This window comes from Kitasatospora sp. NPDC057542 (assembly GCF_042801945.1).
Taxonomy (GTDB): domain Bacteria; phylum Actinomycetota; class Actinomycetes; order Streptomycetales; family Streptomycetaceae; genus Kitasatospora.
Window position 1 is genome coordinate 1 of sequence record NZ_JBHVFE010000012.1, and the last position, 23,743, is coordinate 23,743.

Sequence of the window (23,743 nt, forward strand, 5' to 3'; positions counted from 1 at the left end):
GCGGGTGGGTCTTTTACGAAGACCCGGCCGCCTTTTCGGCGGCCGGGACTGGCCTTTTCCGCGACACGGGGCCACCGGAGGGGTCCACAGCCCCTCTCGACATGACCGCGCGTCCGGGATCGGGATCAGCCCGTGTGCGGGGGCCATGGGCCGGCAAGCAGCCGCTCGGCCTCCGTGACGATTGCGTTGGCGATCTCCTCGCGTGTGTCGTGCTCGTTCGCCTCCCAGTCGTTGACCAGGTCGACCAGCGGCTTCAGTGCCTCGGGCCGGGCCAGCACACCCCAACCGTCGTACGCGATCACGCCGCCACCGGCTGCGGGTGCCGTACTTCCCTTCACGATCAGCCTGAGCCACCAGCGGACAAGCTCCCAGCGGGCCGACTCCCACGGAAGGTCGGTGTCGTTGGCGGGAAGACTTGAGGCGAGACCCAGCTCGGTGAGCACCTGCTCGAAGAGCACGCAGGCCTGCCCGTATTCGTCGTGCGACAGGCCGGCGAGCAGCCGTAGAGACGGTGCCTCCACATCGAGCGCCAGCGACACCAGCCCGGCCTGGACCAACTGGTCGTCGTGGACCTGGCGCCCGAGCAGACGCTCCAGCGCCAGCATCCGCAGGTGCTCAACCGCCTCCGCCGGGGTTGCGGCGTAGTGATCGTGCGGCGTGGTGAACGCGGTCTCCGGGCAACCCTCGACGATGTACGACCAGAATCCGACCGTCGCACGAGTCCGGGAATGCCCATTCGACCGGCCAGTGAACTCATGCCGAATGTAGTCGGAGAGGTCGTTCCCGTAATAGATGATGTCGGTCTGGTGGACCGAGAGCACCGGATGGCCCGACTCGCCTGCCGTGCCGGGCAGGTAGCGGTGGCTGTAGAGCGGGACCAGCTGCGGGACGGCCGCCAGTTCGATTCGTGCGATCCGCAGCGCGTCCGACGTCTCGGCGGGCTTCGGCCCCCAGTCCGGGTACCAGAATCCGTTGTGCTCGACGTCGAACAGCACGCCCTCGACCGGCCAGGACAGGCGCGCCCGCAGGTCCTCAGGGTCACCGTGGCGCCAGTCCGGCCAGCTTCGCGACCCGTGTGGGAGTCCGGCGGAGAGGAAGACCCGGTGGTCCGCCGCGAAGCGGAAGCCGAACCGGCCCTCGATGTCATCGAGCTCCTGCTCGCCGAGGCCCGGCCCGATCTCGGCACGGAGGAGACCCTGGAGGTCCTTGGCGGCTTCGAGGGTCAGCGGTCGGGGCGACGGATGGATCATTCCGGCAGCGTAGTGGCCCGATGAGACTGTGAGCATGGCATCTCCTCGGCCACCCACGTCGAGGCCGCTCGGACAGCCTGAGGTTCGGACACCGCCGCTGGGCTTGACGTTCAACCTCCGGCCGTGTTCGGACTGTCGGTGACTGCTGCTATCTGTGGCAACGTGACCAGCGACGACAAGGGCGCGGTCCGAACGGGACGTTGAGCCTTGCCGAGGCACAACGTAACTACGAGACGATCGGCGCCTGCGCACCCCAGTGGGTCACGTACGTTCGCGCGCCCTTTCCCGAGGAGCGGAAGTACAGGGAGCCCGGCGCCGACGTCGCTGCCGTCACCACCGCCCAGCTCCGCGACGTGGGTCGAACGCCTGGTCTCCGCCAGTCACTGGCAGGAGGGTGATCCGGAGATCCTGGTTGTCCTCGACGCCGGCTACGACGCCCCGCGTATCGCCCACGTGCTGGCCGGGCTACCGGTGCAGATCCTCGGCCTGCTCCGCTCGGACCGGGTCATGCGCCGCCCCACTCGGCCGCGCGTCCACAACCCGCGGGGAGGCCGGCCGCCCAAGCACGGCGGCGAGTTCGTCTTCGGCCAGTCCGAGACCCGGGGCACCGAGCAGGCGGTCACGACCGCCGAGACCCGTCGCTACGGGACAGCGGTGGCGCAGGCGTGGGACCGCTCCACCCCAAGCTGACCCGACGGGCGGCCTGGGTCGACCACGACGGTCCACTGCCCGTCATCGAGGGCACCGTGATCCGTCTGGCCGTCGAGAAGCTCCCCGATGCGCTCGGAGTCCGGACACAGGGTGCCGTGCCCGGACTCCGTCAGGGGGCTGTCCGACTGCTACAGCACCGCGATGGTGAAGCTGTCGGACTTCGGCAGGTTGTCCTTGAGGGTCACGACGGTGATGGCGTCCCGCCGGCCGTTGCACGACGTGGTGGGCTGCCCGATCGTGTGGACGTTGGTCGCGTGGCCACCAGCGTTGCCCAGAATCAGGGCACTGGGCAGGTTGATGCCGGCGTTCGGATCGACGATGACGCAGTAGAGGCCCTCCGCGACCTGAAAGCTGTCGACCACGTTCTTCTGCCTCAGCAGCTCGCCGCGATAGCCCACTTCGGCGGCGGCCCTGGCGTTGGGGGCATCGATCACGGCGGGCGCCGCGACGGCTTGGGAGGTGAAAGCGGCCGACAGCGCAACGGCTCCGGTGAGGACGGCAGTGATGCGGCGCATGGCGTCACTCCAGGGATCGGCTCGCGATGCGGCGGCATCGCGAGGAGACGGAATGCCCGCCACGCTAGCGGCGGACGACCACGGCACAGCGACAGGCAGCCCGAGGAGTCATCTGAACAGGCCCCTCGCCGAGTGCCTTCCGGAGTACCGGGACTCCGGCACCCTGCGACGCACAGGCCAGCCCATCCGGCGGCAGGCAGCCCGCAGGCCAGGCACCGCACCGAGACGGCCCAGCGGCTTTGGGGATCCTGTCGCCCGGTGGGCCGCCGGATGGGGAGCGCCGTCGCCGCCTCCACCCCCGCCGGCGGCGGCGCGTGTGGAGGCGACATGCGTTCCCGTTCAAACTCCGGGGTCGGCGCGGTCGGCGGTCAGGGCCTGCGGTTGAGCAGCAGGGCGAGGAGGGTGCGGGCCTCGCGGCGGCGTGCAGGGTTCGCGGCGGTGAGGGCGGTGAGGGCGGTGAGCGCCAGTGCGGTGAGGGTGAGCAGACAGCCGGTGGCCGAGGCGGCCAGGGCGAGGGCGGCGAGGATGCCGTAGGCCAGGCCGATGGTGGAGTCGGTGCCGATGGTGGGGGGATGGTGGCCCGGCCCGTTGTGGGGTTGTGGGCGGCCTGGGCGGTGCGGGTGTGGGGGAGGTCGTCGTGGGGGTCCGGCACCACGGTGACCGGCGGCAGATCGGGGCCGACCAGCGCGAGACCGTGCCCGGACGGGCACACGGCCGACCCCGCGCAGCCACGGTGGGGTCACCGAGGAAGCGGTTCTCGTGGACCACGGCCCATGGGTCGCTGCCGACAGGCCCGCTACTCGCCCCCTCCTGCCCCATTGGCGGGTACGGCGTTGGTGGCGGCCACCGCACAATGCAGGGCCCGCGCAATCTTCACGGCGTCGTCGACGGCCCAGACGTGGATGAAGAACATGCGGGGCGAGTCGACCAAGCCGTGATTGTGCAGCTCGACGATCCCGATCCCGTCGCGCTGGAGTACGCCCAGCACGTGCTGCGCCTCACCGGCCATCACGGCGACATCCCCGCTGAGCGCAGCGCGGCCTCCCCCCACCGGCTGGAAGCTGAAGGCCGTGGTCGCCCCGGAACCGGGCGGCAGGGCATAGTTGCCGTCGGTGATCGTCTCGCGGCGCAGGAAGGCGGACTTGTAGACACTGCCGTAGACGGTGCCTGTGGTGCCCAGGGCGGCGTCGATGCCCGCCGTGTCCAGCTCCAGCTTCTTCGGTGGAGTCGTCGAGGACTTGGCGGGCGGCGTACCCGTGTGGGCGAACGCGGCGCGCAGGCCTCGGGCCAGGGCCGGGGCGTTCGGACCGTGTCCGTGTGTATGGATCCACACGATACGGGGAGTGTGAGCGGGCAGGTGGTTGTGAATGGCCACCTGCTCGATGCCGTGTGACTGCAGCGCGCCGATCACCGGGGGCAGTTCCGCCTCGGTGACGGCCAGTTCTCCCATGGTCAGGGTGGTGTTGTCGGCATAGCGGATGAAGGACACGTGCGAGCCGACGGCGAGTTCCGGCGACACGGTGACGCCGTGGGAGACGACGTGCAGGTCGGTGCGCGGGAAAGCCGTCCGGTAGATCAGCTTGCCCAGCATGCTGCCCTTGCGGCCCAGCTCCTCTGCGACGTGAGTCCAGTCCCCCGCGGTGCTCTCAGCCGGACGCACCAGCGCGCCGGCCTCCGTGCCGTCAGCGCCCGCCTCACCTCCGCGGGCGTGATCCGTGCCGCCGTACGCCCCTTCGTGCAAGGCGTCCTGCCCGGCACCGACGGCCCGTCCCGGCAGTGCCGCGAATGCCGATCCCAGCATGGCCGTGGTCAGGACGCGGCGTCGTGATGCCCCTGCGCCCGTTCCGGTCGGTCCCGGCCTCGCTTCAGTAGCCACGTGTTCGCCTCCCAACGTTCCGCGTCGTGAAATCAGAACACCGTTCGTCGTGCGAACGACGATTCGACACACGCGGACCGGCCGATCCACCCGGATGGGGTGTGTCCAGGCCGGCGGCGTCCGGCCCGGCTGCTCCTTCGAGCCGCCACGTCTAGCGGTGGGCGGCGGTGTTGCTGTCGGAAGCGGCCAGGCCGTGGGGGCTGGAGGTCGTCCGGGACTTGGCTCTGCGCCTTGTCCGATGTGGTGTGCCGGCGCTGGTGGTGCTCGGCGGTGGACCCCTTCAACGTTGCGAGGGCGTGGCGCGCGACCCGGTGGTGGAGCTGTTGAGGTGAGTGGCGCCGCGTACGAACGCGGCCCGGTTCGGCCGCCGGGACGGGTGGTCACAGTGGGGCCGAGCGACCTGCCGTTCCCGGGTCGACCGCCAGGACGCCGGGCACCCGGACGGCTCGGTGGCTGTGACCTGCGGCATCAAGGTATGCGGAGGGGTCACCAAGGTTTCCCGGGCGATTCCTTGATGCCCGGGCCGGACCGTGAGCAGCGGGTGCAGCAGCTTGGCGGTGACGTCGGCCGGCGCCGTGCTGCACCGGGGCCCAGGTGGTGCAGCACGCAGCGCGGTGCAGCGGGTCGCGCTGCACCGCCGAGGGCGCAGCGGCGTCCGGGCGGGGCAACCTGCTGCACCTCGGGGGCAACCAGGCCGGGCAAGCCGACCTGCCCGGGACAACCTCCGGCAGGAGTGCCAGGACGAGGGGGTCCTGCACCTCCTCGTCCTGGCGCTGCACCAGCTTGTCGCGGCGATGCACCGTGCCCTCGTCCTGCAGCTCCGGGTGGGTGACGGCCTGTACGACGCGCGGCTCCGACCTGCACCGGCGAGTTCGGCGGGCGAAACTCGGGGTTGTCCACGGGGTGTCCTCACTGATCAAGATCCGTTGTTCTCGTGGTCCAGCCGGTCCGTGACGGCGGATGGGGGTGCGAGCCGAGTACGGGTGACCGTCTGAGCGGCTGTGGTACGAGCGCGTTGGGCGAGCCACACGAGTGCGGCAATGGCGAATCCGACGAGGTAGGCGCCGGCCGTGAGGGGTTCGCCCAGGAGCACGGCGGAGGCGACGAGGGTGAGGATCGGCTGGATCTGCTGGATCTGCTGGATCTGGCCGACGCGGCCGATGCCGCCGCGAGCCAGGCCGCCGTACCAGGCGAAGAACCCCAGCAGCTGGGAGACGATGGCGATGTAGGCGATCCCGAAGACCACCGAGGGCCTCAGATCGTAGGTGCCGGTCAGGAAGGCGACGGACGCGGCCGGGATCGAGAACGGCAGCAGCAGGACGAGCGACCAGGAGATGCTGCAGGCACCGCCGACACTCCTGGCCTCCCTGGCCCCGACCGCGTACCCGAAACCGGAACACAGGGCGGCCCCCAGCATGGTCAGGTCTCCCCAGCCGAACCCGGCGGCCGCCGCACCGGGCCGGGTCAGCAGCAGACATCCGGTGAGCACGGCGATCCCCGCCAGGGACGCCGCCCAGAAACCGGCCGGGAGCCGCTCGCCTCCGATCACCTGGGCGAACATCGCGGTGACCGCCGGCAGCAACCCCAGGATGATCGCCGCTCGTCCCGAGGTCGTCCCCGTCCCCACCGACGCCCATGGCATGCGTACCGACCTGCTCGACGAAGCCCTCGCCCGCACCGGGGCACACCTCGTCGTCGCCCAGCCCCTGTACGCCAACCCCACCGGAACCACCCTGGCCCCCGAACGCCGCGCCCGGCTCCTCGACACCGCGGCCCGGCACTCCGCATTCGTCATCGAGGACGACTACGCCCGGGACCTGGCCATCGACACCCCCGTACCCCCCCCCACGCTCATGTCCGAGGACGAGACCGGACACGTCGTGCACGTCCGTTCTCTCACCAAGACCATCGCCCCCGGCCTACGCGTCGCCGCGCTCGCCGCCCGAGGCCCGGCCCTCACCCGGCTGCGCGCGGCCAAGGCCCTCGACGACCTCTACGTCTCGGGCCCCTTGCAGGCCACCGCACTCGACTTCCTCACCTCCACCGCCCTGCCCCGCCACCTGCGCGGTGTCTCCCGCCAGCTCGCCCACCGCCGCGACACCCTCCTACGGGCCCTCGCCGCCCACCTGCCCGAGGCGGACGTCACGTGTGCCCCGGGGCGGCATGCACGTGTGGGTCAGGCTCCCGGACGGCACCGATTCCGACGCCCTCGCCGCACGCGCACTGGCAGCCGGAGTTCTCGTCTCCTCGGGCACCCCCTGGTTCCCTGCAGAACCCGACGGCGCCTACCTCCGCCTCACCTACGGAGAAACCTCCGTCGACCAGATCGACGAAGGCATCCGACGTCTCTCCCGCGCAATGTGACCCGGCTGCACGACACGCGGGTCATCGGGACGGCGGGCGGTCGTCAACGGGAAGACGCCGTCCCCGCCGCCGGCCGACCTGCCCGCAGCCCGGCCCGGGAAGCAGGGGGGTGTCCTGCGGGACCCGGCCGGTGAGAGGCCGGCAGCGCCGAGCCACGGCGCGGCTGCTCTGTTCGGCGGCCCGTTGGTGCAGGCGTTCCAGGTCCTGGTCAAGCAGGGCTGATCACCCGTGATCCCTCTGCCCGCAACTCGGACTTGTGGACCTGGATGACCGTGTCAGGCGGCGGGAGCGTGACGGCCGGCATAGCGGGCCTACGCTTGAGGAGTGGGCATGCCCCTCTCGATCCGCCTGACCATGCTGCGGGCTTCGGCGACCTGCAGCCGCGGAAACTCGAAGCTCAACACCCCTGCACCCGCCACACCGATGAAGACCCTGAGCGCCTGCGCCACGCCTGCGATCAGTTCGGGCTCGGATATCCATGCAAGCTGGTCCAGGGCGTAGGCATGCAGCAGCTTCTTCGGTTTGGCGACGAAGAATCCCCCGATCGAGAACACCATCAGGCGCTGGTCGGTGAGCCCGACGATGAACCGGCCCGGCAATGGAAGCTGCGCGGCGGGAACGTCGGCCTTGGCACCGCTCGTGGCCACAGCCATCGCCGCTGTGCCCGCCACTCCGGCGATTCCTGCGGCCCCACCGATCATGGTCTTGCGAATTCCGCCGATCCTGAAACCGAGGATGCCGTACTGCACCTGTTCCCCCGGCAACAGCTCACCGGCCAACCGCTGTTCGACCTTGTCCACCTGGGCCATGCCTTGCCCCTCCGCCCTCTGCCCGACCGTCGATCCGCCCAATCGGTCGCCCGTACACGAGGTCAGCGAGTCTACGTAAGCACGACGCAGGCGATCAACCAGGCCCGGGGACCGGGTATTTCGGGCTCACCGAGCGTTTCCGGTCTCCGTCGGCGCGATGCAGATCGGCGCGTAGCAGGCGGAGCGCGGGTGATGCCTCGCCCGCACCCCGCCGGGGGGTGGCACCCTGACGCCTCCGACGGTCGTGTGCCGGTCGGTGGTCGAGTCGGGAAGCGGGGAACCGCCTCCGGCGATGCGCGTCCACTCCTGGCGCCTGGTGCCGGCCGGTCAGCCGTCCAGGCGAGACCGGTGCCGACGAGGCCGCCCTCGACCTCCACGGCGGCGTCTGACCAGGTCTGCCGTAGTGGTGGAGTCGGGTACGGGAACTGCCCGAATGCCTGCCTGATCAGGCGTTGCGCTCCTCGGCCGCCCCGAAGCGCGCCAGACAGTGCCACACCTTCTTGAGCGCCTGCTGGTCATGGAGTCCGGTGCGTGCGGCGTCTCCGACAATCCGGGGATCGAGGTAGCCGTCAACGGCGATCTCGGCTCCCAGGTCGACGTACTCCTGTCCGCGGTAGTCCGGGTGGCGTCCGAGCTCTTCGACCGTAAGCCTGAGTCCTGGGTGCCATTCGAGCGGGCATGGCAGGCGGCGGGCTGCGGCTTCCACTGCCGTTCCTCGGAAGCTCGGGTCCAGGATCAATGCCTCGACATCGCGGTCCAGGACGAGCGGCCCGTGCACCTGTGCCTCGATGTAGTCGTCGAGTGCGTCCTGGCCGTCGGCCTCAGCCAGCTCTATGAGGGACATGCGGGCCGCGACACCGAAGGCCGACGGTTCGAAGACGCTGTCCGGGTAGCAGAACGTGGCTCGTGGAAGGACCTCAGCAGTCAGCCGAAAGTGCGCGGAGCCGAACCGGGGCGCCCCGCCGAGCGGCCTGCGCCGGAAGTCCAGCGCGCCGTAGACAGGGCGCTCGTGCCCAGGCGCGTGGTCATACGCGCCCCCGAAGATCCGGCTCTCCCAGCGCCACCGGTCACCGCCGGGGTGGGCCGTCAAGCCGCCGTTGCTCGTTCCCGTGACGAACTGCGAGTGATAGACGCCGTCCTCGGCCAATGCGAGCAGGATCGGCCGACCGCGCACCGTGCGGTCCGGGTGAAAGTTCAGGGTCACTCGCAGCGCGGGGTCGACCGGAGGCCCGGATGACAGCGACGCGACATGACGGATTGCCTGTTCCTGTGCAGACGGGGCTGTATGAGCGTTCACCAGCGCAGTGTGCCCGAACCTGACCAACTGGTGCACCTGGATTGGCCTTGGGGCCCCGGACGACCGCCGAGGTGACCCGCTGCGGAGGTCCGCTATCCAGCGGCCACAACCTGGCCGGCCGTGACCTGGGGAGGGTTGGGAAGCAGTGTCGCGAGGTTGTCCCGCACGAAGCCAGTCGCCCTCCGGACCGACTCTTCGGCCCCGGTTCGGTCTTCAAAGACGCTGGTGGAGACCATCACTCCATCCCCGGCATCAACCCAGTAATAGGCTACGAATCCGGGCACCTGGCGAAGGAGAGGCACGAATCCCTCGGCCACTCGGCGTCCCGCCTCCGCGGGATCGGTCACCCCTTCGTACCGCCGCACTGCCGCGTACACGCTGGTCTCCTAACGGTCCCCAGGTCATCTTGTGCGAGACGACGTACCCATCGGCGCGCGTCTCTCGCTCGCGATATGTCCGGAAGGCACTCTGATAGCCGTATTGGTGATCCGCAGCCGGCCGCTCTGGCCGGCTCCGGGCCAGCACGAACCGAGGCGAAGATCGCTCAGATCGACGCCCGGCAGGAACGCACCCTCGCCGGCGTTCCTCGGTCTGCCGACCTTCGACAGCATCGCAGCCGCCACCGTGCAGTGAGGCTCGGCACGGCACGCCTGCGACGCTGTCGTCCAGGCGCGACGGCGTCGGGCCCTGAGGCCTGTCCGACACATGACCAGACAAATGACCAGCTGAACACCTCGTCGGACGGACATCGACCGCCGGATGCCGCCGGCGACGAGGTCACCGGGCGGTCTGGAACCGGTAGCCCTGCCGGCGAGCCCGGCCAGGGTGGTGGGGCGTGGGACGCCGGACGCACCGACGCCCCGAGGTGCACCGTCTCAACCCTGCGACGGGGTCCAGAACGCGGTGATCCTCGCGGCGCCGGGCCCGATCCCCTGCCAGGAACCGTCGAACTCGAGGACGGCCACGGAGGCGGTCGGGAACCCGGACTCCTCCACCCGCCGCGAGAGGTCGCCGTCGGCCGTTCCGACGAGGAGCCGGACCAGCTCGGGCAGGCTCGGATTGTGTCCGACGACGACCAGGTCGCCCACGTCGTCCGAACTCCCCCGCACCATCGCGACCAGCTCGCCGATCCCCGCTTCCCCCCGATGGATCTCCACACTGAGGTCGTAGAGCCCCTGCTCGTGGAGCGTCTCGGGGAGCCGCGGCAACGCGGCGCCCACGCATTCCCAGGTCTCCCTGGTCCGGCGGGCGCCGGACACCCGCGCAAGATCGGGCGTGATGCCGGAACCCGCGAGCCATCGTCCGGCCCGGGACGCCTCCTCCCGCCCCCGCTCGTCGAGACGCCGTTCCTTGTCGACCGCCGTCTCCCGTTCGGCCTGCGCATGACGGATCAGGACGAGCCTCCGGCCGGTACCCACGATCACGTTGACCTCCCCTTGTCCGCGGGCCGTGGCGCGGCCCGGCGGAATCGCTTGATCCTTTGCATCCGAACACTACCCGGGCGGGCTCGTCGCCCGGTCGGCGCCGAGGGCCGCCACCGATGCCACGGCCACTGCGAGGAGACCGCGTGTACGCATCGGTGTCCACCTGCTGTCGGGTGTGCCGTCCTGTCAGTTCGGAGGCGGCACGTCGACAACGTGCTGACGACCTGCGCCCCCGCCCCCCCTCGCGGAGAGGGGGACGGGGGCGCCGGTCGTTGCGGTGGGACCGTCTACCGGCGACCGGTGGAGGCGTGCACCCGGTCGGCGGGGTCGTCGTCCTCGACCGGTTCGGGCTTGCCGGACGGGTGCGGCACCCGGACGGCGCCCGGGGCGCGGCGGCCCTTGCGGGCTGCCTCGGCGAGGGCGAGCTGCCGGTCGGCCTCGGCCTGGATGGCGTCCTTGTCGCCGATCTCGGCGTCCGGCAGCGCGTCGGGGAGGAGGTCCTCCAGCAGGCGCAGCGGCCGGTAGGCGAGGCCGATCAGGCCCCAGACGAAGAGCACCAGGCCGACCACCACGAGCAGCAGTCCGGCGCCGCGGCCCGGTCCGCTGCCGAGCACCAGGCCGACCGAGTCGGCGAGCGCGCCGCCGGGGCGCATCAGCGGCTCGAAGACATGGTCGGAGAGCGGGCCCGCGGTGAGGAAGCCGAGCGGCATCATCGACATGGCGAGCATCTGGTTGGTGGCCAGGACGCGGCCCTGGAGCTCCATCCCGACCTTGGTCTGGATCAGCGCCATCCAGTGCGAGTTGAGGATCATCATGGCCGCCCAGAGGACGAAGAGTCCGCAGGCGGTGAGCGCGGTCTCGGGGCGGCTGCCGGCGAGGACGGCGGCGAGGCCGACCACCGAGGTGAAGCCGATCATGCCGATGGTGCGGCGGCGCGTGCCGCCCCAGAGCCCCATGACCAGGGCGCCGACCATGGCGCCGAGGCCGCCGAGGGCGGTGATGACGCTGAGCTGCATCGGCGTGCCGCTGGCCAGCACCATCGGGGTGATCAGCACGGTGGCGACGGCGAACAGGTAGTTGAACACCACGAAGAAGACCACCATGGCGACCAGGCTGTGCCGGCGCGCGATGTACCGCCAGCCGGTGACGACCTCCCGCCAGAGCGGCTCCTCCTGCTTGTCGAACATGGCGTCCGGGAAGCGGACCAGCAGCAGGCAGGTGACGCCGGTGAGGAAGGTGGCCATGTCGAACAGCACGACGCCGTGCAGGCCGATCAGCGTGACCAGCACGCCGCCCGCCAGGATGGCCATCATGTCGCCGGCGCCGGTGCCGAGTTGGGCGAGACCGTTGGCCTGTCCGAGGTAGCGCTTGGGCACCAGTTGGGTGATCGCGGCGAGGTAGGCGGGCCGTTGGAAGGCTCCGCAGGTGGAGCCGATGCAGGCCACCACGTAGATGTGCCAGATCTCCAGGAGGTCGGTCCAGAGCAGCACGCCGAGGCCGAGCATGCCGGCGGCGGCCACGGTGTCCGTGATGATCATGATCTTGCGCCGGTCGACCCGGTCGGCGAGCGCACCGGCGACCGGCAGCAGCAGGACGGCCGGCAGCACCGCGATGAACGAGATCATCGCGAAGTCGAAGGCCGAGTTGGTCTGCTGGTAGACCCAGACGCCGAGCGCGAAGGTGGAGAGGCTGGTGCCGATCATCGAGACGAACTGGCCGATCGCCACCTTGGCGAAGATGCCCAGCTCGGCCCGGGCGGCCGGGCGCTTGACCGCGGCCGGGGTGGATATCGCCCCGGTGGCGGCGAACTCCGCCAGCACCCGGGCGAGTTCGTCGGCCTGGTGCTTGAGGAAGTAGTGCCCGGCGCGCGGCACGACCGCGAGCTCGACGGTGTCGCCGAAGTGCTCCCACTCGGCGTACCGCTCCTCGTAGAGCTGGGTGGCGCGGTCCTTCTCGCCGACCACGCACAGGATCGGGGCGGAGAGCTTCTCCGGCCGCTCGTCCCCGTAGGCACGGGTGTAGAAGTCCTCGGCCTGCCGGACGTCGTGGCGCAGCGCCCGGACCAGGAAGTCCTGCTCGGCCTGGTCGTAGACGTCGGTGAAGCCGCCCATGGCGCGCAGGTATTCGAGGTAGCCGCGGTTGGACAGCACCCGGTCACCCGGCATCCGGCGCGCCATCCACTCGGCGAAGCGGCCGGGCAGCCGGGCGGCGGGGAAGGTGCCGCCGAGGGCGAGGCCGCGCAGGTCGACGCCGGCCTCCTCCAGCCGGGAGCCGAGGGCGGTGGCGAGCGCCCCGCCCAGGCAGTGGCCGTAGAGCAGCACCGGGCCGTCGACCTTCTCCACTATCTGGGCGGTCAGGGTGTCGGCGAGCGTGGCGAGTTCGGCGAGCTCGTCGTCGGGGCGGCTCGGGTCGTGGCCGGGCAGCTCGACGGCGTACAGCCGGTGGCCGGCCGGGAGCGCGTCGGCGAGCGGCTGGAAGGTGATCGGGCTGCCGCCGCCGTAGGGGACGCAGACCACGTTGATCTCGGCCGGGGCGTTGCCGCGGGTGAGTTTGTGCAGCAGGGTGCGCGGGCCCTCGTCGGCGGTGCCGCCGGCCCGGGCGTCGATCAGCGCGGCGAGCTCGCGGACGGTCGGATGCTGGAACAGGTCGATGACCGACAGGCCGTCACCGATCAGGCGCACGGCCCGCACGGCGGAGAAGGAGTCGCCGCCGAGCGCGAAGAAGTCGTCGGCCGCGCCGATCTCCTCGACCTCCAGCACCTGGCGGTAGACCTCGGCCACCGCGTGCTCGGTGTCGGTGGTCAGCTCGCCGCCGCCGGAGACCGGCTGGGCGGCGACCGGCTCGGGCAGGGCGGCCCGGTCGACCTTGCCGTTGGCGTTCAGCGGCAGGGCGTCCAGGACGACCAGCGCGGCCGGGACCATGTAGTCGGGCAGCCGGGTGCGCAGCGCGGCGCGCAGCTCGCCCGGGTCGGGCGCGGCGGCCGGGTCGGCGGGTACCAGGTAGCCGACCAGGGAGCGGGCGGCGCCCTCGCCCCGGGCGACCACGACGGCCTCGCGCACCTCGGGGCGGGCGGTCAGTTCGGCCTCGACCTCGCCGATCTCGACCCGGAAGCCGCGGATCTTGACCTGGTGGTCGATCCGGCCGAGGAACTCGATGGCGCCGTCGGGGCGGCGGCGGACCAGGTCGCCGGTGCGGTAGGCGCGGCGGCCCTCCACCTCCAGGAAGCGCTCGGCGGTGAGGTCGTCGCGGCCGAGGTAGCCGCGGGCGACGCCGCCGCCGGAGACGTACAGCTCGCCGGGGACGCCGAGCGGGACGGGGCGCCGGCGGGTGTCCAGGAGGTGGGCGCGGACGTTGCCGAACGGCCGGCCGAGCGGCGCGGTGGCCGCGTCGCCGAGGTCGGCGGGCACCGGCATGCCGAGCATCGAGACGGTGGTCTCGGTGGGCCCGTAGTGGTTGTGCAGCGGCAGGTCGGGCCGGGCGGCGCGGATCCGGGCCACCAGGTCGGGCCGCAGCGCCTCGCCGGCGCAGATCAGCAGCCGGGCGGGGAGGATCGCGCCGAGTCCGGTCCCGTGCGCGGCCAGGCCCTCCAGGTGGCTGGGGACCAGCTTCATGGCGTCGATCCGGTGCTCGGCCGCGTAGGCGGCGAAGGCGTCCGGGTCGGTGGCCTGGTCGCGGGTCAGCAGGTGCAGGCAGCCGCCGCCGGTGAGCGCGCCGAACACGTTGGTGGTGCCCAGGTCGGCGGCGAAGGTGGAGACCAGCGCCCAGTTCCAGCCCTGCTGGTCGCCGCCGATCCGCTCGCGCAGGCCGTGCAGGTAGTTGAGGTAGTTGCGGTGCTCGACGGCGACGCCCTTGGGCGCGCCGGTGGAGCCGGAGGTGAAGATGAGGTAGCAGAGGTGCTCGGGGCGGACGTCCGTCTCGGGCGCGTCGGCGCGCTCCTCGCCGTCCGGGACGACCACCGGGAGGTCGCCGGTGAGCCGGTCGCGCAGGTCGTCGGTGGTGACGACGGCGGCGGCCCCGGAGGCGTCGAGCAGGCCGTGGATGCGCCCGTCCGGGTAGACCGGGTCGAGCGGCAGGTAGGCGCCGCCGGCCTTGAGGATGCCGAGCATGCCGACCACCAGGGCAGCGGAGCGCTCGACCAGCAGGCCGACCGGGCGGTCCGGGCCGACGCCGTGCGCGCGCAGCCGGTGGGCCAGCGCGTTGGCGCGCCGGTCGAGTTCGGCGTAGCTGAGCACGCCGTCGGCGCCGCGCACGGCGGGCGCGTCGGGGGTGCGGCGGGCCTGTTCCTCGACGAGGCCGTGCAGGGTGCCGTCGAGGTCCCAGGCGCGCTGGGTCTCGTTGTCCCAGTCGGCGAGCTGCCGCTGCTCGGACGGGGTGAGCAGGGGAAGGTCGGCGAGCGGGCCGTCGGGGCCGGCGGCCATCGCGTCGAGCACCGTGGTGAGGTGGCCGAAGACCCGGCGCACGGTGGCCTCGTCGTACAGCTCGGTGCGCCAGACGAGGTCGGCGGCGAGTTCGCCGCCGGTGTCGACGACGGCCACCGACAGGTCGAACTTGGCGGTGTCGGTGCCGATCGGCTGCCAGTGGACGGTGTGTCCGGGCAGCTCGGGGCGGGCCTCGGCCTGGTTGTGGACGTTGAGCAGCACCTGGAACAGCGGGGTGTGGGCGAGTTCGCGCGCCAGGCCGAGCGCGTCGATCAGCCGCTCGAAGGGCAGGTCCTGGTGGCCGTAGGCGCCGAGGGTGGCGTCCTTGACGCGCTCCAGGAGCTCGCGGACCGTCGGGTCGCCGGAGAGGTCGGTGCGCATCGCCAGGGTGTTGACGAAGCAACCGACCAGCGGCTCGGTCTCGCTGCGGGTGCGTCCGGCGATCGGGGTGCCGACGGTGACGTCCTCGCTGCCGGTGTAGCGGCCGAGGAGGGTCTGCAGGGCGGCCAGCAGCACCATGTAGACGGTGGTGCCGGTCTGTTCGGCGAGGGTGCGGATCCGGCGGCTGCGCTCGACGCCCAGCTCGGCGGTGAACCGGGCGCCCGCGGTGCCCGCGACGGCGGGCCGCGGCCGGTCGGCGGGCACCGTGACGGTGGCGGTGGCGCCGCGCAGGCGCTCCTGCCACCAGGCCTGCTGGCGGTCGAGTTCGGCGGCGAGCTCGGTCTGCTGCCAGTGCGCGACGTCCGCGTACTGGACGGGCAGCGGCTCGAACGCCGGGGCGGTGCCGGTGCGCCGGGCGCCGTAGGCGGTCGCGAGGTCGTCGAAGAGCACGCCGATCGACCAGCCGTCGGCCGCGATGTGGTGCAGCACCAGGCTGAGCACGGCGCCGTCGCCGGTGCGCAGCAGGGCGGCGCGCAGCGGCAGGTCGGCGGCGAGGTCGAAGGGGCGGCGGGCCTCGGTCTCCAGCCAGGCGTCGACCTGCTCGGCGGGAACGTCGGCGGTGGTGAGGGTGAACCGGTCGGCGGGCAGCGTCTCGGGGCTCACCTCGCCGTCGACCTCCGGGTAGACGGTGCGCAGCACCTCGTGCCGGGCGAGGACGTCGGTGAGGGCGGCGCCGAGGGCGGCCGTGTCGGGCTCGCCGTCGAGGTGCAGGGCGAGCGGGATGTGGTAGGCGGCGCTGTCCGGCTCGTACTGGGCCAGGAACCACATCCGGCGCTGGGCCGAGGAGAGCGGCACCGGGGTGCCCTCGGGGCGCGGGGCGATGCTGTGGCGCTCGGTGCCGCCGGCCGCGGCCGCCGCCTTGGCGGCCTTGGCCTTGGCGAGGCGGCGGCGCAGCAGTTCCTGCCGTCTGGCGGCCGGGTCCGGTTCCGGGACGGACCCGGTGGTGGGCTGGTCGGTCATGCGGTCTCCCCCGTTCGGGCGCCGGTGTCGCCGGCGGCCGGGCGTGCGTCGGTGGTTCCGGAGCCGCCGGTGTTGCCGGTGGCTCCGGATTCGGTGCGGTGGGTCACAGCGTGCTCCCGGCGGTCTCGTCGAGGTCGTCGAGGTCGTCGATCTCCTCCAGCAGGCGCTCCTCGACGCGGCGGGCCAGGCCGGCCAGCGTCCGGTCCTCGAAGACGACGCGCAGGGGCAGTTCGGTTTCGAAGGTGTCCCGGATCCGGGCGAGCAGCCGGGTGGCGAGCAGCGAGTGGCCGCCCAGCGCGAAGAAGTCGTCGTGCCGGGAAACCCGTTCGACCTTGAGGACCTCGATCCACAGGTCGGCGAGCAGTTCCTCGCAGTCGCCCTCGGGCGGGGCGCCGGCGCCGCCGAGCTGCGGCACGGGCAGCGAGGCCCGGTCGACCTTGCCGGCCGGGGTCAGCGGCAGCGCGTCGAGCAGCACGAGGCCGGCGGGCACCATGTAGTCGGGCAGCTGCTCGAACAGGGCGGTGCGCAGCGTGTCCTCGGTGAGGCCGGGGGCGACGGCGTAGCCGGCCAGGACCGGGCCGGCCGGGGTCTCGACGAGCCGGGCGGCGCCGGCGGTGACGCCGGGGACGGCGGTGATCGCGGCCTCGATCTCGCCCAGCTCGATGCGGAAGCCGCGGAGCTTGACCTGGGCGTCGACGCGGCCGTGGTACTCCAGGCGGCCGTCTGCGCGGCGGCAGGCGAGGTCGCCGGTGCGGTACATCGGCGCGCCGTCGGTGCGGCCGGGTTCGGCGGTGAACCGTTCGGCGGTCAGGTCGGGCCGGCCGTGGTAGCCGAGCGCGACGCCGGCGCCGGCGATGCAGAGTTCGCCGATGCCGTTGACCGGGACGGGCTGGCCGGAGGAGCCGAGCAGGTGCAGCCGGGTGTTGGCGATGGGCGCGCCGAGGGCCACCACGCCGCCGTGGGCGGCGAGTTCCGGGGTGACCTGCTGGACGGTCGACCAGACGGTGGTCTCGGTCGGGCCGTACAGGTTCCACAGCGCGCCGACCCGGCCGAGCAGGGCGCGGGCGAGGTCGGCGGTGAGCGCCTCGCCGCCGCACAGGGCGGTCAGCCCGGAGCGGCCGGCCCAGTCGGCCTCCAGCAGCATCCGCCAGGTGGCGGGGGTGGCCTGGAGGTGGGTGACGCCCCGCTTGTCGAGCCAGGCGCCGAGCGCGGCCCCGTCGGTGGCGGTGGCACGGTCGGCAATCTCCACCCGGGCGCCGGTGACCAGCGGCAGCCACAGCTCCAGGCCGGCGATGTCGAAGGTGACGGTGGTGACGGCGGCCATCACGTCCCGCTCGGTGAGGCCGGGTTCGCGGCCCATCGAGGTCAGGAAGTTGACGATCGCGCGGTGCGGCACGGCGACGCCCTTGGGGCGGCCGGTGGAGCCGGAGGTGTACAGCAGGTAGGCCGGGTCCTCCGCGCCGACGGTGACGGCGGGCGCCTCGGCGGGGGCCGCGGCGTGCTCGGGGCCGTCCACCAGGACGCTCTCGCGCCCGTGCAGCAGTTCGTCGCCGGCGGTGGCGGTCTCGGCGACCAGCAGGGTGACGCCGGCGTCGTCGAGCACGCCCCGGTTGCGGGCCAGCGGCTGGTCGATGTCGAGCGGCAGGTAGGCGGCGCCGCTGCGCAGCACGCCGAGCAGGGCGGCGGGCAGCAGCCGGCCGCGCCGGACGGCGACGGCGACCAGGCTGCCGGGGCCCGCGCCGCGGGCGGCCAGCAGGTGGGCCAACCGGTTGGCGGCGGCGTCGAGTTCGGCGTAACCGAGGGTGCCGTCGGCGGCGGACACGGCGGGCGCGTCCGGGGTGCGGGCGGCCTGGGCGGCGACCAGCTCGTGCAGCCGGGCGTCGGGGATCGGCGCCTCGGTGCGGTTGACCGGCTCGTCGGCCACGAGTTCGGCGGCGGAGAGCATGGCCAGCTCGCCGAGCGGGCGGTCGGGTTCGGCGACGGCGGCGGCGAGCAGCGCGACCAGGTGGTCGAGCGCGGCGCGCACGGACCGCTCCTCGTAGCGGGAGGTGCGGTACTCGGCGGACAGCAGCGGTCCGTCGGCCGGGAACTCCAGGAACAGCGAGAGGTCGGTCTTCGCGGCGCTGTTGCACACCTCGCCGACGAACGTCAGGCGCAGGCCGGGCAGTTCGACGCCGGCCACCGGGTGGTTCTGGACGGCGAGCAGCACCTGGGAGATCGGCGAGGCGGTGAGGCCGGCCGAGCCGCCGGAGCGGCGGGCGTGCTCGACGAACGGGTGGCCGCTGTGCTCGGCGGCCTCCAGGACGGTCGGGCGGACCCGGGCGAGCAGTTCGCGGAAGGTGTCGGTGCCGGTCACGTCGAAGCGCAGCGCGACGGTGTTGATCAGCGAGCCGAGCACCGTCTCCAGCTCGGGCACCGGGCGGACGGCGAAGGGGCTGATCACGGCGACGTCGGTGTGGCCGGTGTAGCGGTGCAGCATCCCGCCGAGCGCGGCGAGCACCGCCATGTAGAGGCTGGCGCCCTCCTGGGCGGCCCACTTCTCGACGCCGGTGACGAGGCCGGCGTCGAGCCGGCGGGAGATCCGGCGGCCGGCGACGTCCTGCGGGTTGGGGTGCGGGCGGTCGCCGGGCAGGTGCTGGTCGGCCTCGATGCCGCGCAGCCGCTCGCCCCAGCGCTCGGCGGCCTCGCGGCCGGCCTCGACGTTGCGCTCCTCCCAGCGGGCGACGTCGGACAACTGCAGTGCGGGCTCGGGCAGTTCACCGTCGCGGTGGGCGCTGGCGACCTCGGTGAGCAGCAGTCCGGCGGCCCAGCCGTCCATCGCGGCGTGGTGCACGGTGAGCAGCAGTTCGTGGCGGTCCTCGCCGGTGCGCACGGCGAGGGCGCGCAGCAGCCTGCCGTCGGACAGGTCGAGCGGGCGGGCGGCCTCGGCGCGCAGCGCGGCGTCGAGCGTCTGCTCGTCGGGCGCGGCACCGTCGGGCCCGGTGAGGTCGAGCAGCGGGACGTCGACGGCGTACGGGGGGCGGACGTCGGCGATGACCGGGTCGTGCTCGGTCGGGATCGGGGCTCCGCGCAGCGCGGTGCGCAGCGCCTCGTGGCGGCGGACGACCTCGGTGAGCGCGCGGCCGAGCGCCTCGCGGTCGAGGGCGCCCTCGGCGCGGATCCGCAGCGGCACGTTGTAGAGCGGGCTGTCGTGCTGCATGGACTCGTGCAGCCACAGTTCGCGCTGGAAGTCGGTGGCGCGGGCGGGCAGTTCGGCCTGGCGCCGGGGCGGCTCGACGGAGGCCCGGCCGCCGCCGCCGTTGGCGACCCGGACGGCGAGGGCGGCGATGGTCGGGGCGGCGAAGAACTCGGCGAGCGGCACCCGGGTGCCGAACTCGCGCTCGATCCGGGCGAGCAGGCCGGCGGCGAGCAGGGAGTGGCCGCCGAGGTCGAGGAAGACGTCGTGGACGCCGACCTCGGGGACGCCGAGCAGGGCCTGCCAGAGTTCGGCGATCCGGGTCTCGACGGGGGTGCGGGGGGCGACGAACAGCTCGTGCCCGGCGCGGCTGCGGGCGACCGGGGGCAGCGCCTTGCGGTCGGTCTTGCCGTTGGGGGTGAGCGGCATCTGCGCCAGGACGGCGACGGCCAGCGGCACCATGTAGCCGGGCAGGGCGGCGGCGCAGTGGGCGCGCAGTTCGGCGGGCGTCGGCTCGGGCGCGCCGGGGGCGGGCTGGACGAAGGCGGCCAGGTAGTCGCCGGCCTCGTCGCGCTGGACGACCGCGGCGGCGGACTCGACGGCGGGGTGGGTGGCGAGCACGGCCTCGATCTCGCCGAGCTCGACGCGGAAGCCGCGGACCTTCACCTGGTGGTCCACGCGCCCGTGGTACTCCAGGTCGCCGTCGGGCAGGCGGCGGACCAGGTCGCCGGTGCGGTAGCAGCGCAGGCCGTCGACGTGGACGAAGCGCTCCTCGGTGAGGTCGGGGCGGCCGTGGTAGCCGCGGGCCAGGCCCTCGCCGGAGAGGTAGAGCTCGCCGATGCCGCCGTCGGGCACGGGTATCCGGTGCTCGTCGAGAACGTGGCCGAGGGTGCCGTCGAGCGGGCGGCCGATGACCGGCTCGCCGGTCTCGTCGCGCGGGACCAGCGACCAGGTGGAGTAGACGGTGTCCTCGGTGGGCCCGTACAGGTTGTAGAGGCGCTCGACCCGGGGCTGGGCGTAGACCTTGTCGGCCAGGTGGCGGGGCAGGGCCTCGCCGGCCAGGTTGACCACGCGCACGGTGCCCGGCAGACCCCCGCCGCCGGGAAGGCCGTCGCCGCGCAGCAGCGCCGCCATGGCGCTGGGCACGGTGTTGACCAGGGTGACTTCGTCCCGGGCGGGCAGCTCGGGCAGGGCGAGGACGTTCTCCGCGACGATGATCGTGCCGCCGACGGAGAGCGGGAGGAACAGCTCGTACACCGAGATGTCGAAGCAGACGGAGGTGCCGAACAGGACGCCGGCGAGGTCGGCGGCGGTGTAGGTGCCGGCGGCCCAGCGGAGCATGGCGTTGACGCCGCGCTGGGTGACCGAGACGCCCTTGGGGCGGCCGGTGGAGCCGGAGGTGTAGAGCACGTAGGCGAGCGCGTCGGTGGCGGCGTCGCCGGTGGTGGGGCGCTCGGCGGCCGGGTCGAGCGGAGCGGAGGGGCTCTCGCCGTCGACGTACAGGAGGGTGGCGCCGGCACCGTTCAGCAGGTGCTCGTGGGCGCGGTCGGTGACCACGACGGGGGCCTGCGCGTCGCCGACGACCAGTTCGAGGCGGTCGCGTGGGTACGCCGGGTCGAGCGGCACGTACGCGCCGCCGGCCCGCAGGACCGCCAGCAGGCTGACCACCAGGTCCGCCGTTCGCGGTAGGCAGACTCCGACCAGTGTCTCGGCCCGGACACCGGCGGCGGCCAGTCGGCCCGCCATCGCCTCGGCCGCGGCGTCCAGTTCACGGTAGGTCAGCCGGCGCGTGCCGTCGATCACGGCGGTGGCGTCCGGGGTCCGTCTGACCTGCGCGGTAACCAGGGCGGCCAGCGGCGCGGCCGGCTCCAGCGGGGGAAGTCCCGTCGAACTCATCACTCTCTCCTGAGGGCTGCTGCTGCATCGACTTGTGGTCGGCGAGAAATGGGCGGTGTGCCCTGGGAGATGGTGGGGTAAAGATCTACGGATCACCAGCACATTTCCGTCACGCGTTCGATATGCCGGAAAGATCCCCTCCGCCACGCCGATCGGAGCTGCGCAAGCGTGACGGTTCGTAGGCGATCCCGTACACATTGTCAGCCGTCTTGGCAGGAACAGCGTGGGCCGCTACGTTCTCTTTAGACACCCCGTCAGCCAGGAGTGTGAGTCCGTAACGGGCAACTGGCTGCGTGGATGTGATCGCCAGTTACCGGCCGTTTTTCCGCGCCTGCGTGCCGGTGGCGGGTGATCTGGCCTGCCTCCGGGCCGTTCAGACGATCGCCGCCTGCTCGCCGGTGGTGTCGGTGCACTGCCGGCGGCATTCCTCGTCCTGGACATGGCGGAAGGCCTTGCGCTCGGGGGCGCCGGCCTCCGGCTTCGTGCCGTCCAGGGCAACGCGGCCCCATCTTGACCATGCCGAGCTTCTGCGCGAGGTGGAGCAATTGGAGGAACAGGCCGGCGAGGGCGTACAGATGACGGCGGCGGAACCGGGCGATCGAGCGGAAGTCCGGGGCGCCCGACGTACAACACCAACTGGTCACAGCCCCCAGAGGCTCCCGCCATATGTTCCAATCACGGGGCCGGCGATACGAGCTGACGGAGCGATTGCCAACCCCTCTCTTTCAGCGTCGGTCATGTACCGCACAAGAACAAGACTGAAATTTCCAGGCCGAGACCGGGACCATGGCACCCATGGATTCTCCATTCCCGGACACCGCGACCAGCAGAGAACTGACCGATCGACTCGCCCACGTACGCTGGATCGCCGGTGGTACGGCTGCCGGAAAGACCACGCTGGCCCGCCTACTGGCCGACCGGCACGGCGTCCACGTGTACAACGGCGACCGCGCGGAACACAGCTGGCTGGCGCGATGCACGCCGCAGCGCCACCCTCACCTGTCCGCCATGCGGGGAGTGCCACCCGGCGGAATGTGGGAGGGCCGCACCCCGCGACAGGTGTTCCAAGCGATGGCGGGTCTGCACGGAGAGACGATCGGCTTCGTCACCGAAGACCTGCTCGCCATGCCGGCCGATCACATCATCCTGGTGGACTACTTCGGGATCCTGCCCGGCCATCTCGCACCGCTGCTGCACCGGTCCGACCAAGCGGTCTTTCTCCTGCCCACACCCGGGTTCCGGCAGAACGCACTCCGTGCGCGCTACGCGGATCCCGCCCGTGCGCAAGCCAACTGGGGCAGCAATGATCCCGCGACCATGCTGACCATGCGCCTCGCCCGCGATGCCCTCTGGGACGAGGAAGTCCGCCACCAGGCCGACGGTCACGCCCCCGGCATCATCACGGTCGACGGCAGCGCTCCCGCCACCGACCTGGCCGGTCAGCTGGCAACGCGCTTCGGATTGGGCCGCAGCGCGTAGCCGCCCGGCCCACGCTCCCCAGAGTGTGGGCCGGCTCGGCCACTGGACCACCCACCCGACCTGACCTGTTGGTTACAGCGGCTACCGGTTGGCTACAGCGGCTACCGGTCACTGAGACACGTTCCCCTAGCGGCGCAGGAAGGTCCCGCCGTCGATGACCCAGAAGCCGGCCGGAACCGCGCCGCACTTGACGACTTCGGTATGCATCTGGGGGTTGGTCCGGTTCCAGCCGACCCGGCGCTGGTGCTGTTCGTCGGCCGGGTAGAAGGTGAGACCGGCCTCGGGGTGCCGGCCCTCCTCGAAGAGGTACGGCTCGCCCCCGATCGGGGTGACCACGGTCTGCGAGATGGGCCCGGTCACGGTGATGGCGCCGTTCCCGTCGACGGTCAGGCAGTCGACGTCGAACTCGGCCCGGATGGTGCCGCTCTTCTCGAAGACGTGCTGCACCACGGCGTGCCCCCGGGTGTGGCCGTCGACCGTACGGGCGCTGACCTGCGCGGTGAGCCGCTCGCCCGGGTTGGGGCCCGGGCCGTACTCGTTGAGCAGGGTCCAGCTGTACAGGGCGAGGTGCTGGGCCGGTACGGGGGTGGCCGGCGCGGGTGCGGCCGCGGCAGTACCGACCGTCCCGGCTGCAAGGGCCACGGCCGCAGTGGTGAGTGCGACGGCGGTGGTGAGCTTTCGCATGGTCAGTCCTCAGTGGCGAGAGTGGAGTCGGGCTGTTTCCCGACTGCCTCCAACCTCCCGGCTCACCCCTGGTCGCGGCCTCCGCCGCGGGGAGGGACCGGCTCCCCCCGGCGGGGGAACAGCTCCTCCTCCGCCCGACTTACCGAATGCTGTTCACCGCACGGCGTGGCGTATCGCGTCCAGGGCGAGGGCAGCCGCGGCCAGGGCGGCGGCGAGGCCCGCGACCGCCGGCGGTGCTGCGCGGCGCCGGTCTGGTCACCCGCATCCGTGTCGACCGGGCCGTCCGCTACGAGCACACGCCGCTGGGCGCGGCCCTGGCGGACAGCCGGCTGCGGCGGCGGCCGGGGGGTCTCCTGCCGGTGTGAGCGGGGTCACGGGAACTCGGGTGCGCGGATGTGACAGAGCCAGGCATGGGCCGGTCTGGATCATGCCGCCGCGGCCGAG

General features: G+C 72.5%; 13 protein-coding genes and 3 pseudogenes. 4 read left to right on the top strand and 12 right to left on the bottom strand.

Annotated features, from left to right (window positions below; genetic code table 11):
- Positions 1 to 125 precede the first annotated feature (125 nt).
- Complete coding sequence (locus ACFU7Y_RS03335; protein WP_380766332.1) at positions 126 to 1,250, bottom strand: hypothetical protein; 1,125 nt, start codon at positions 1,248 to 1,250, stop codon at positions 126 to 128.
- 152 nt (positions 1,251 to 1,402) lie between these two features.
- On the opposite strand from ACFU7Y_RS03335, the pseudogene ACFU7Y_RS03340 reads away from it, so the two are divergent.
- Positions 1,403 to 1,531: pseudogene (locus ACFU7Y_RS03340) on the top strand (CPCC family cysteine-rich protein); the annotation flags it as partial.
- A gap of 27 nt (positions 1,532 to 1,558) precedes the next feature.
- A pseudogene (locus ACFU7Y_RS03345) lies at positions 1,559 to 2,026 on the top strand (transposase); the annotation flags it as partial.
- Between the two features lie 63 nt (positions 2,027 to 2,089).
- On the opposite strand, the gene ACFU7Y_RS03350 reads toward ACFU7Y_RS03345, so the two are convergent.
- The 4 genes from ACFU7Y_RS03350 to ACFU7Y_RS03365 all read right to left on the bottom strand — a co-directional run bounded on the left by ACFU7Y_RS03350 (position 2,090) and on the right by ACFU7Y_RS03365 (position 5,934).
- Positions 2,090 to 2,476, bottom strand: a complete 387-nt coding sequence (locus ACFU7Y_RS03350) for a hypothetical protein (RefSeq protein ID WP_380766355.1) — start codon at positions 2,474 to 2,476, stop codon at positions 2,090 to 2,092.
- A 368-nt stretch (positions 2,477 to 2,844) separates the two neighbouring features.
- Positions 2,845 to 3,219 carry a hypothetical protein gene (locus tag ACFU7Y_RS03355; RefSeq protein ID WP_380766356.1) on the bottom strand — a complete coding sequence of 125 codons (375 nt, stop codon included), beginning with the start codon at positions 3,217 to 3,219 and terminating at the stop codon, positions 2,845 to 2,847.
- Positions 3,220 to 3,272: 53 nt separating this feature from the next.
- Complete coding sequence (locus ACFU7Y_RS03360; RefSeq protein WP_224279850.1) at positions 3,273 to 4,277, bottom strand: DUF1259 domain-containing protein; 1,005 nt, start codon at positions 4,275 to 4,277, stop codon at positions 3,273 to 3,275.
- Positions 4,278 to 5,268: 991 nt separating this feature from the next.
- Positions 5,269 to 5,934 carry an EamA family transporter gene (locus ACFU7Y_RS03365; protein ID WP_380766333.1) on the bottom strand — a complete coding sequence of 222 codons (666 nt, stop codon included), beginning with the start codon at positions 5,932 to 5,934 and terminating at the stop codon, positions 5,269 to 5,271.
- A 7-nt stretch (positions 5,935 to 5,941) separates the two neighbouring features.
- Between ACFU7Y_RS03365 and ACFU7Y_RS03370 the strand changes: the two genes are divergently transcribed.
- Positions 5,942 to 6,850 carry an aminotransferase class I/II-fold pyridoxal phosphate-dependent enzyme gene (locus tag ACFU7Y_RS03370; RefSeq protein WP_380766334.1) on the top strand — a complete coding sequence of 303 codons (909 nt, stop codon included), beginning with the start codon at positions 5,942 to 5,944 and terminating at the stop codon, positions 6,848 to 6,850.
- A gap of 177 nt (positions 6,851 to 7,027) precedes the next feature.
- Here ACFU7Y_RS03370 and ACFU7Y_RS03375 read toward each other — a convergent pair whose 3' ends face one another.
- From ACFU7Y_RS03375 to ACFU7Y_RS03400, 6 genes and pseudogenes are all read right to left on the bottom strand, one after another.
- Positions 7,028 to 7,525 (bottom strand): hypothetical protein, encoded by a 498-nt coding sequence (locus ACFU7Y_RS03375; protein ID WP_380766336.1) that lies wholly within the window; start codon positions 7,523 to 7,525, stop codon positions 7,028 to 7,030.
- A 445-nt stretch (positions 7,526 to 7,970) separates the two neighbouring features.
- A complete protein-coding gene (locus ACFU7Y_RS03380; protein ID WP_380766338.1) occupies positions 7,971 to 8,822 on the bottom strand; it encodes a DUF3626 domain-containing protein in 852 nt (283 codons plus the stop codon).
- Between the two features lie 875 nt (positions 8,823 to 9,697).
- On the bottom strand, positions 9,698 to 10,246 hold the full coding sequence (locus ACFU7Y_RS03385) for a histidine phosphatase family protein (RefSeq protein ID WP_224279830.1): 549 nt from the start codon (positions 10,244 to 10,246) through the stop codon (positions 9,698 to 9,700).
- Positions 10,247 to 10,533: 287 nt separating this feature from the next.
- Complete coding sequence (locus ACFU7Y_RS03390; RefSeq protein WP_380766340.1) at positions 10,534 to 16,065, bottom strand: amino acid adenylation domain-containing protein; 5,532 nt, start codon at positions 16,063 to 16,065, stop codon at positions 10,534 to 10,536.
- A gap of 103 nt (positions 16,066 to 16,168) precedes the next feature.
- Positions 16,169 to 21,136, bottom strand: a complete 4,968-nt coding sequence (locus tag ACFU7Y_RS03395; RefSeq protein ID WP_380766341.1) for an amino acid adenylation domain-containing protein — start codon at positions 21,134 to 21,136, stop codon at positions 16,169 to 16,171.
- Positions 21,137 to 21,575: 439 nt separating this feature from the next.
- A pseudogene (locus ACFU7Y_RS03400) lies at positions 21,576 to 21,753 on the bottom strand (IS1182 family transposase); the annotation flags it as partial.
- Between the two features lie 169 nt (positions 21,754 to 21,922).
- Here ACFU7Y_RS03400 and ACFU7Y_RS03405 point away from each other — a divergent pair.
- On the top strand, positions 21,923 to 22,615 hold the full coding sequence (locus ACFU7Y_RS03405) for a hypothetical protein (RefSeq protein ID WP_380766342.1): 693 nt from the start codon (positions 21,923 to 21,925) through the stop codon (positions 22,613 to 22,615).
- 126 nt (positions 22,616 to 22,741) lie between these two features.
- On the opposite strand, the gene ACFU7Y_RS03410 is transcribed toward ACFU7Y_RS03405, so the two are convergent.
- Positions 22,742 to 23,299, bottom strand: coding sequence for a hypothetical protein (locus tag ACFU7Y_RS03410; protein WP_380766343.1), 558 nt, complete (start codon positions 23,297 to 23,299; stop codon positions 22,742 to 22,744).
- Positions 23,300 to 23,743 lie beyond the last annotated feature (444 nt).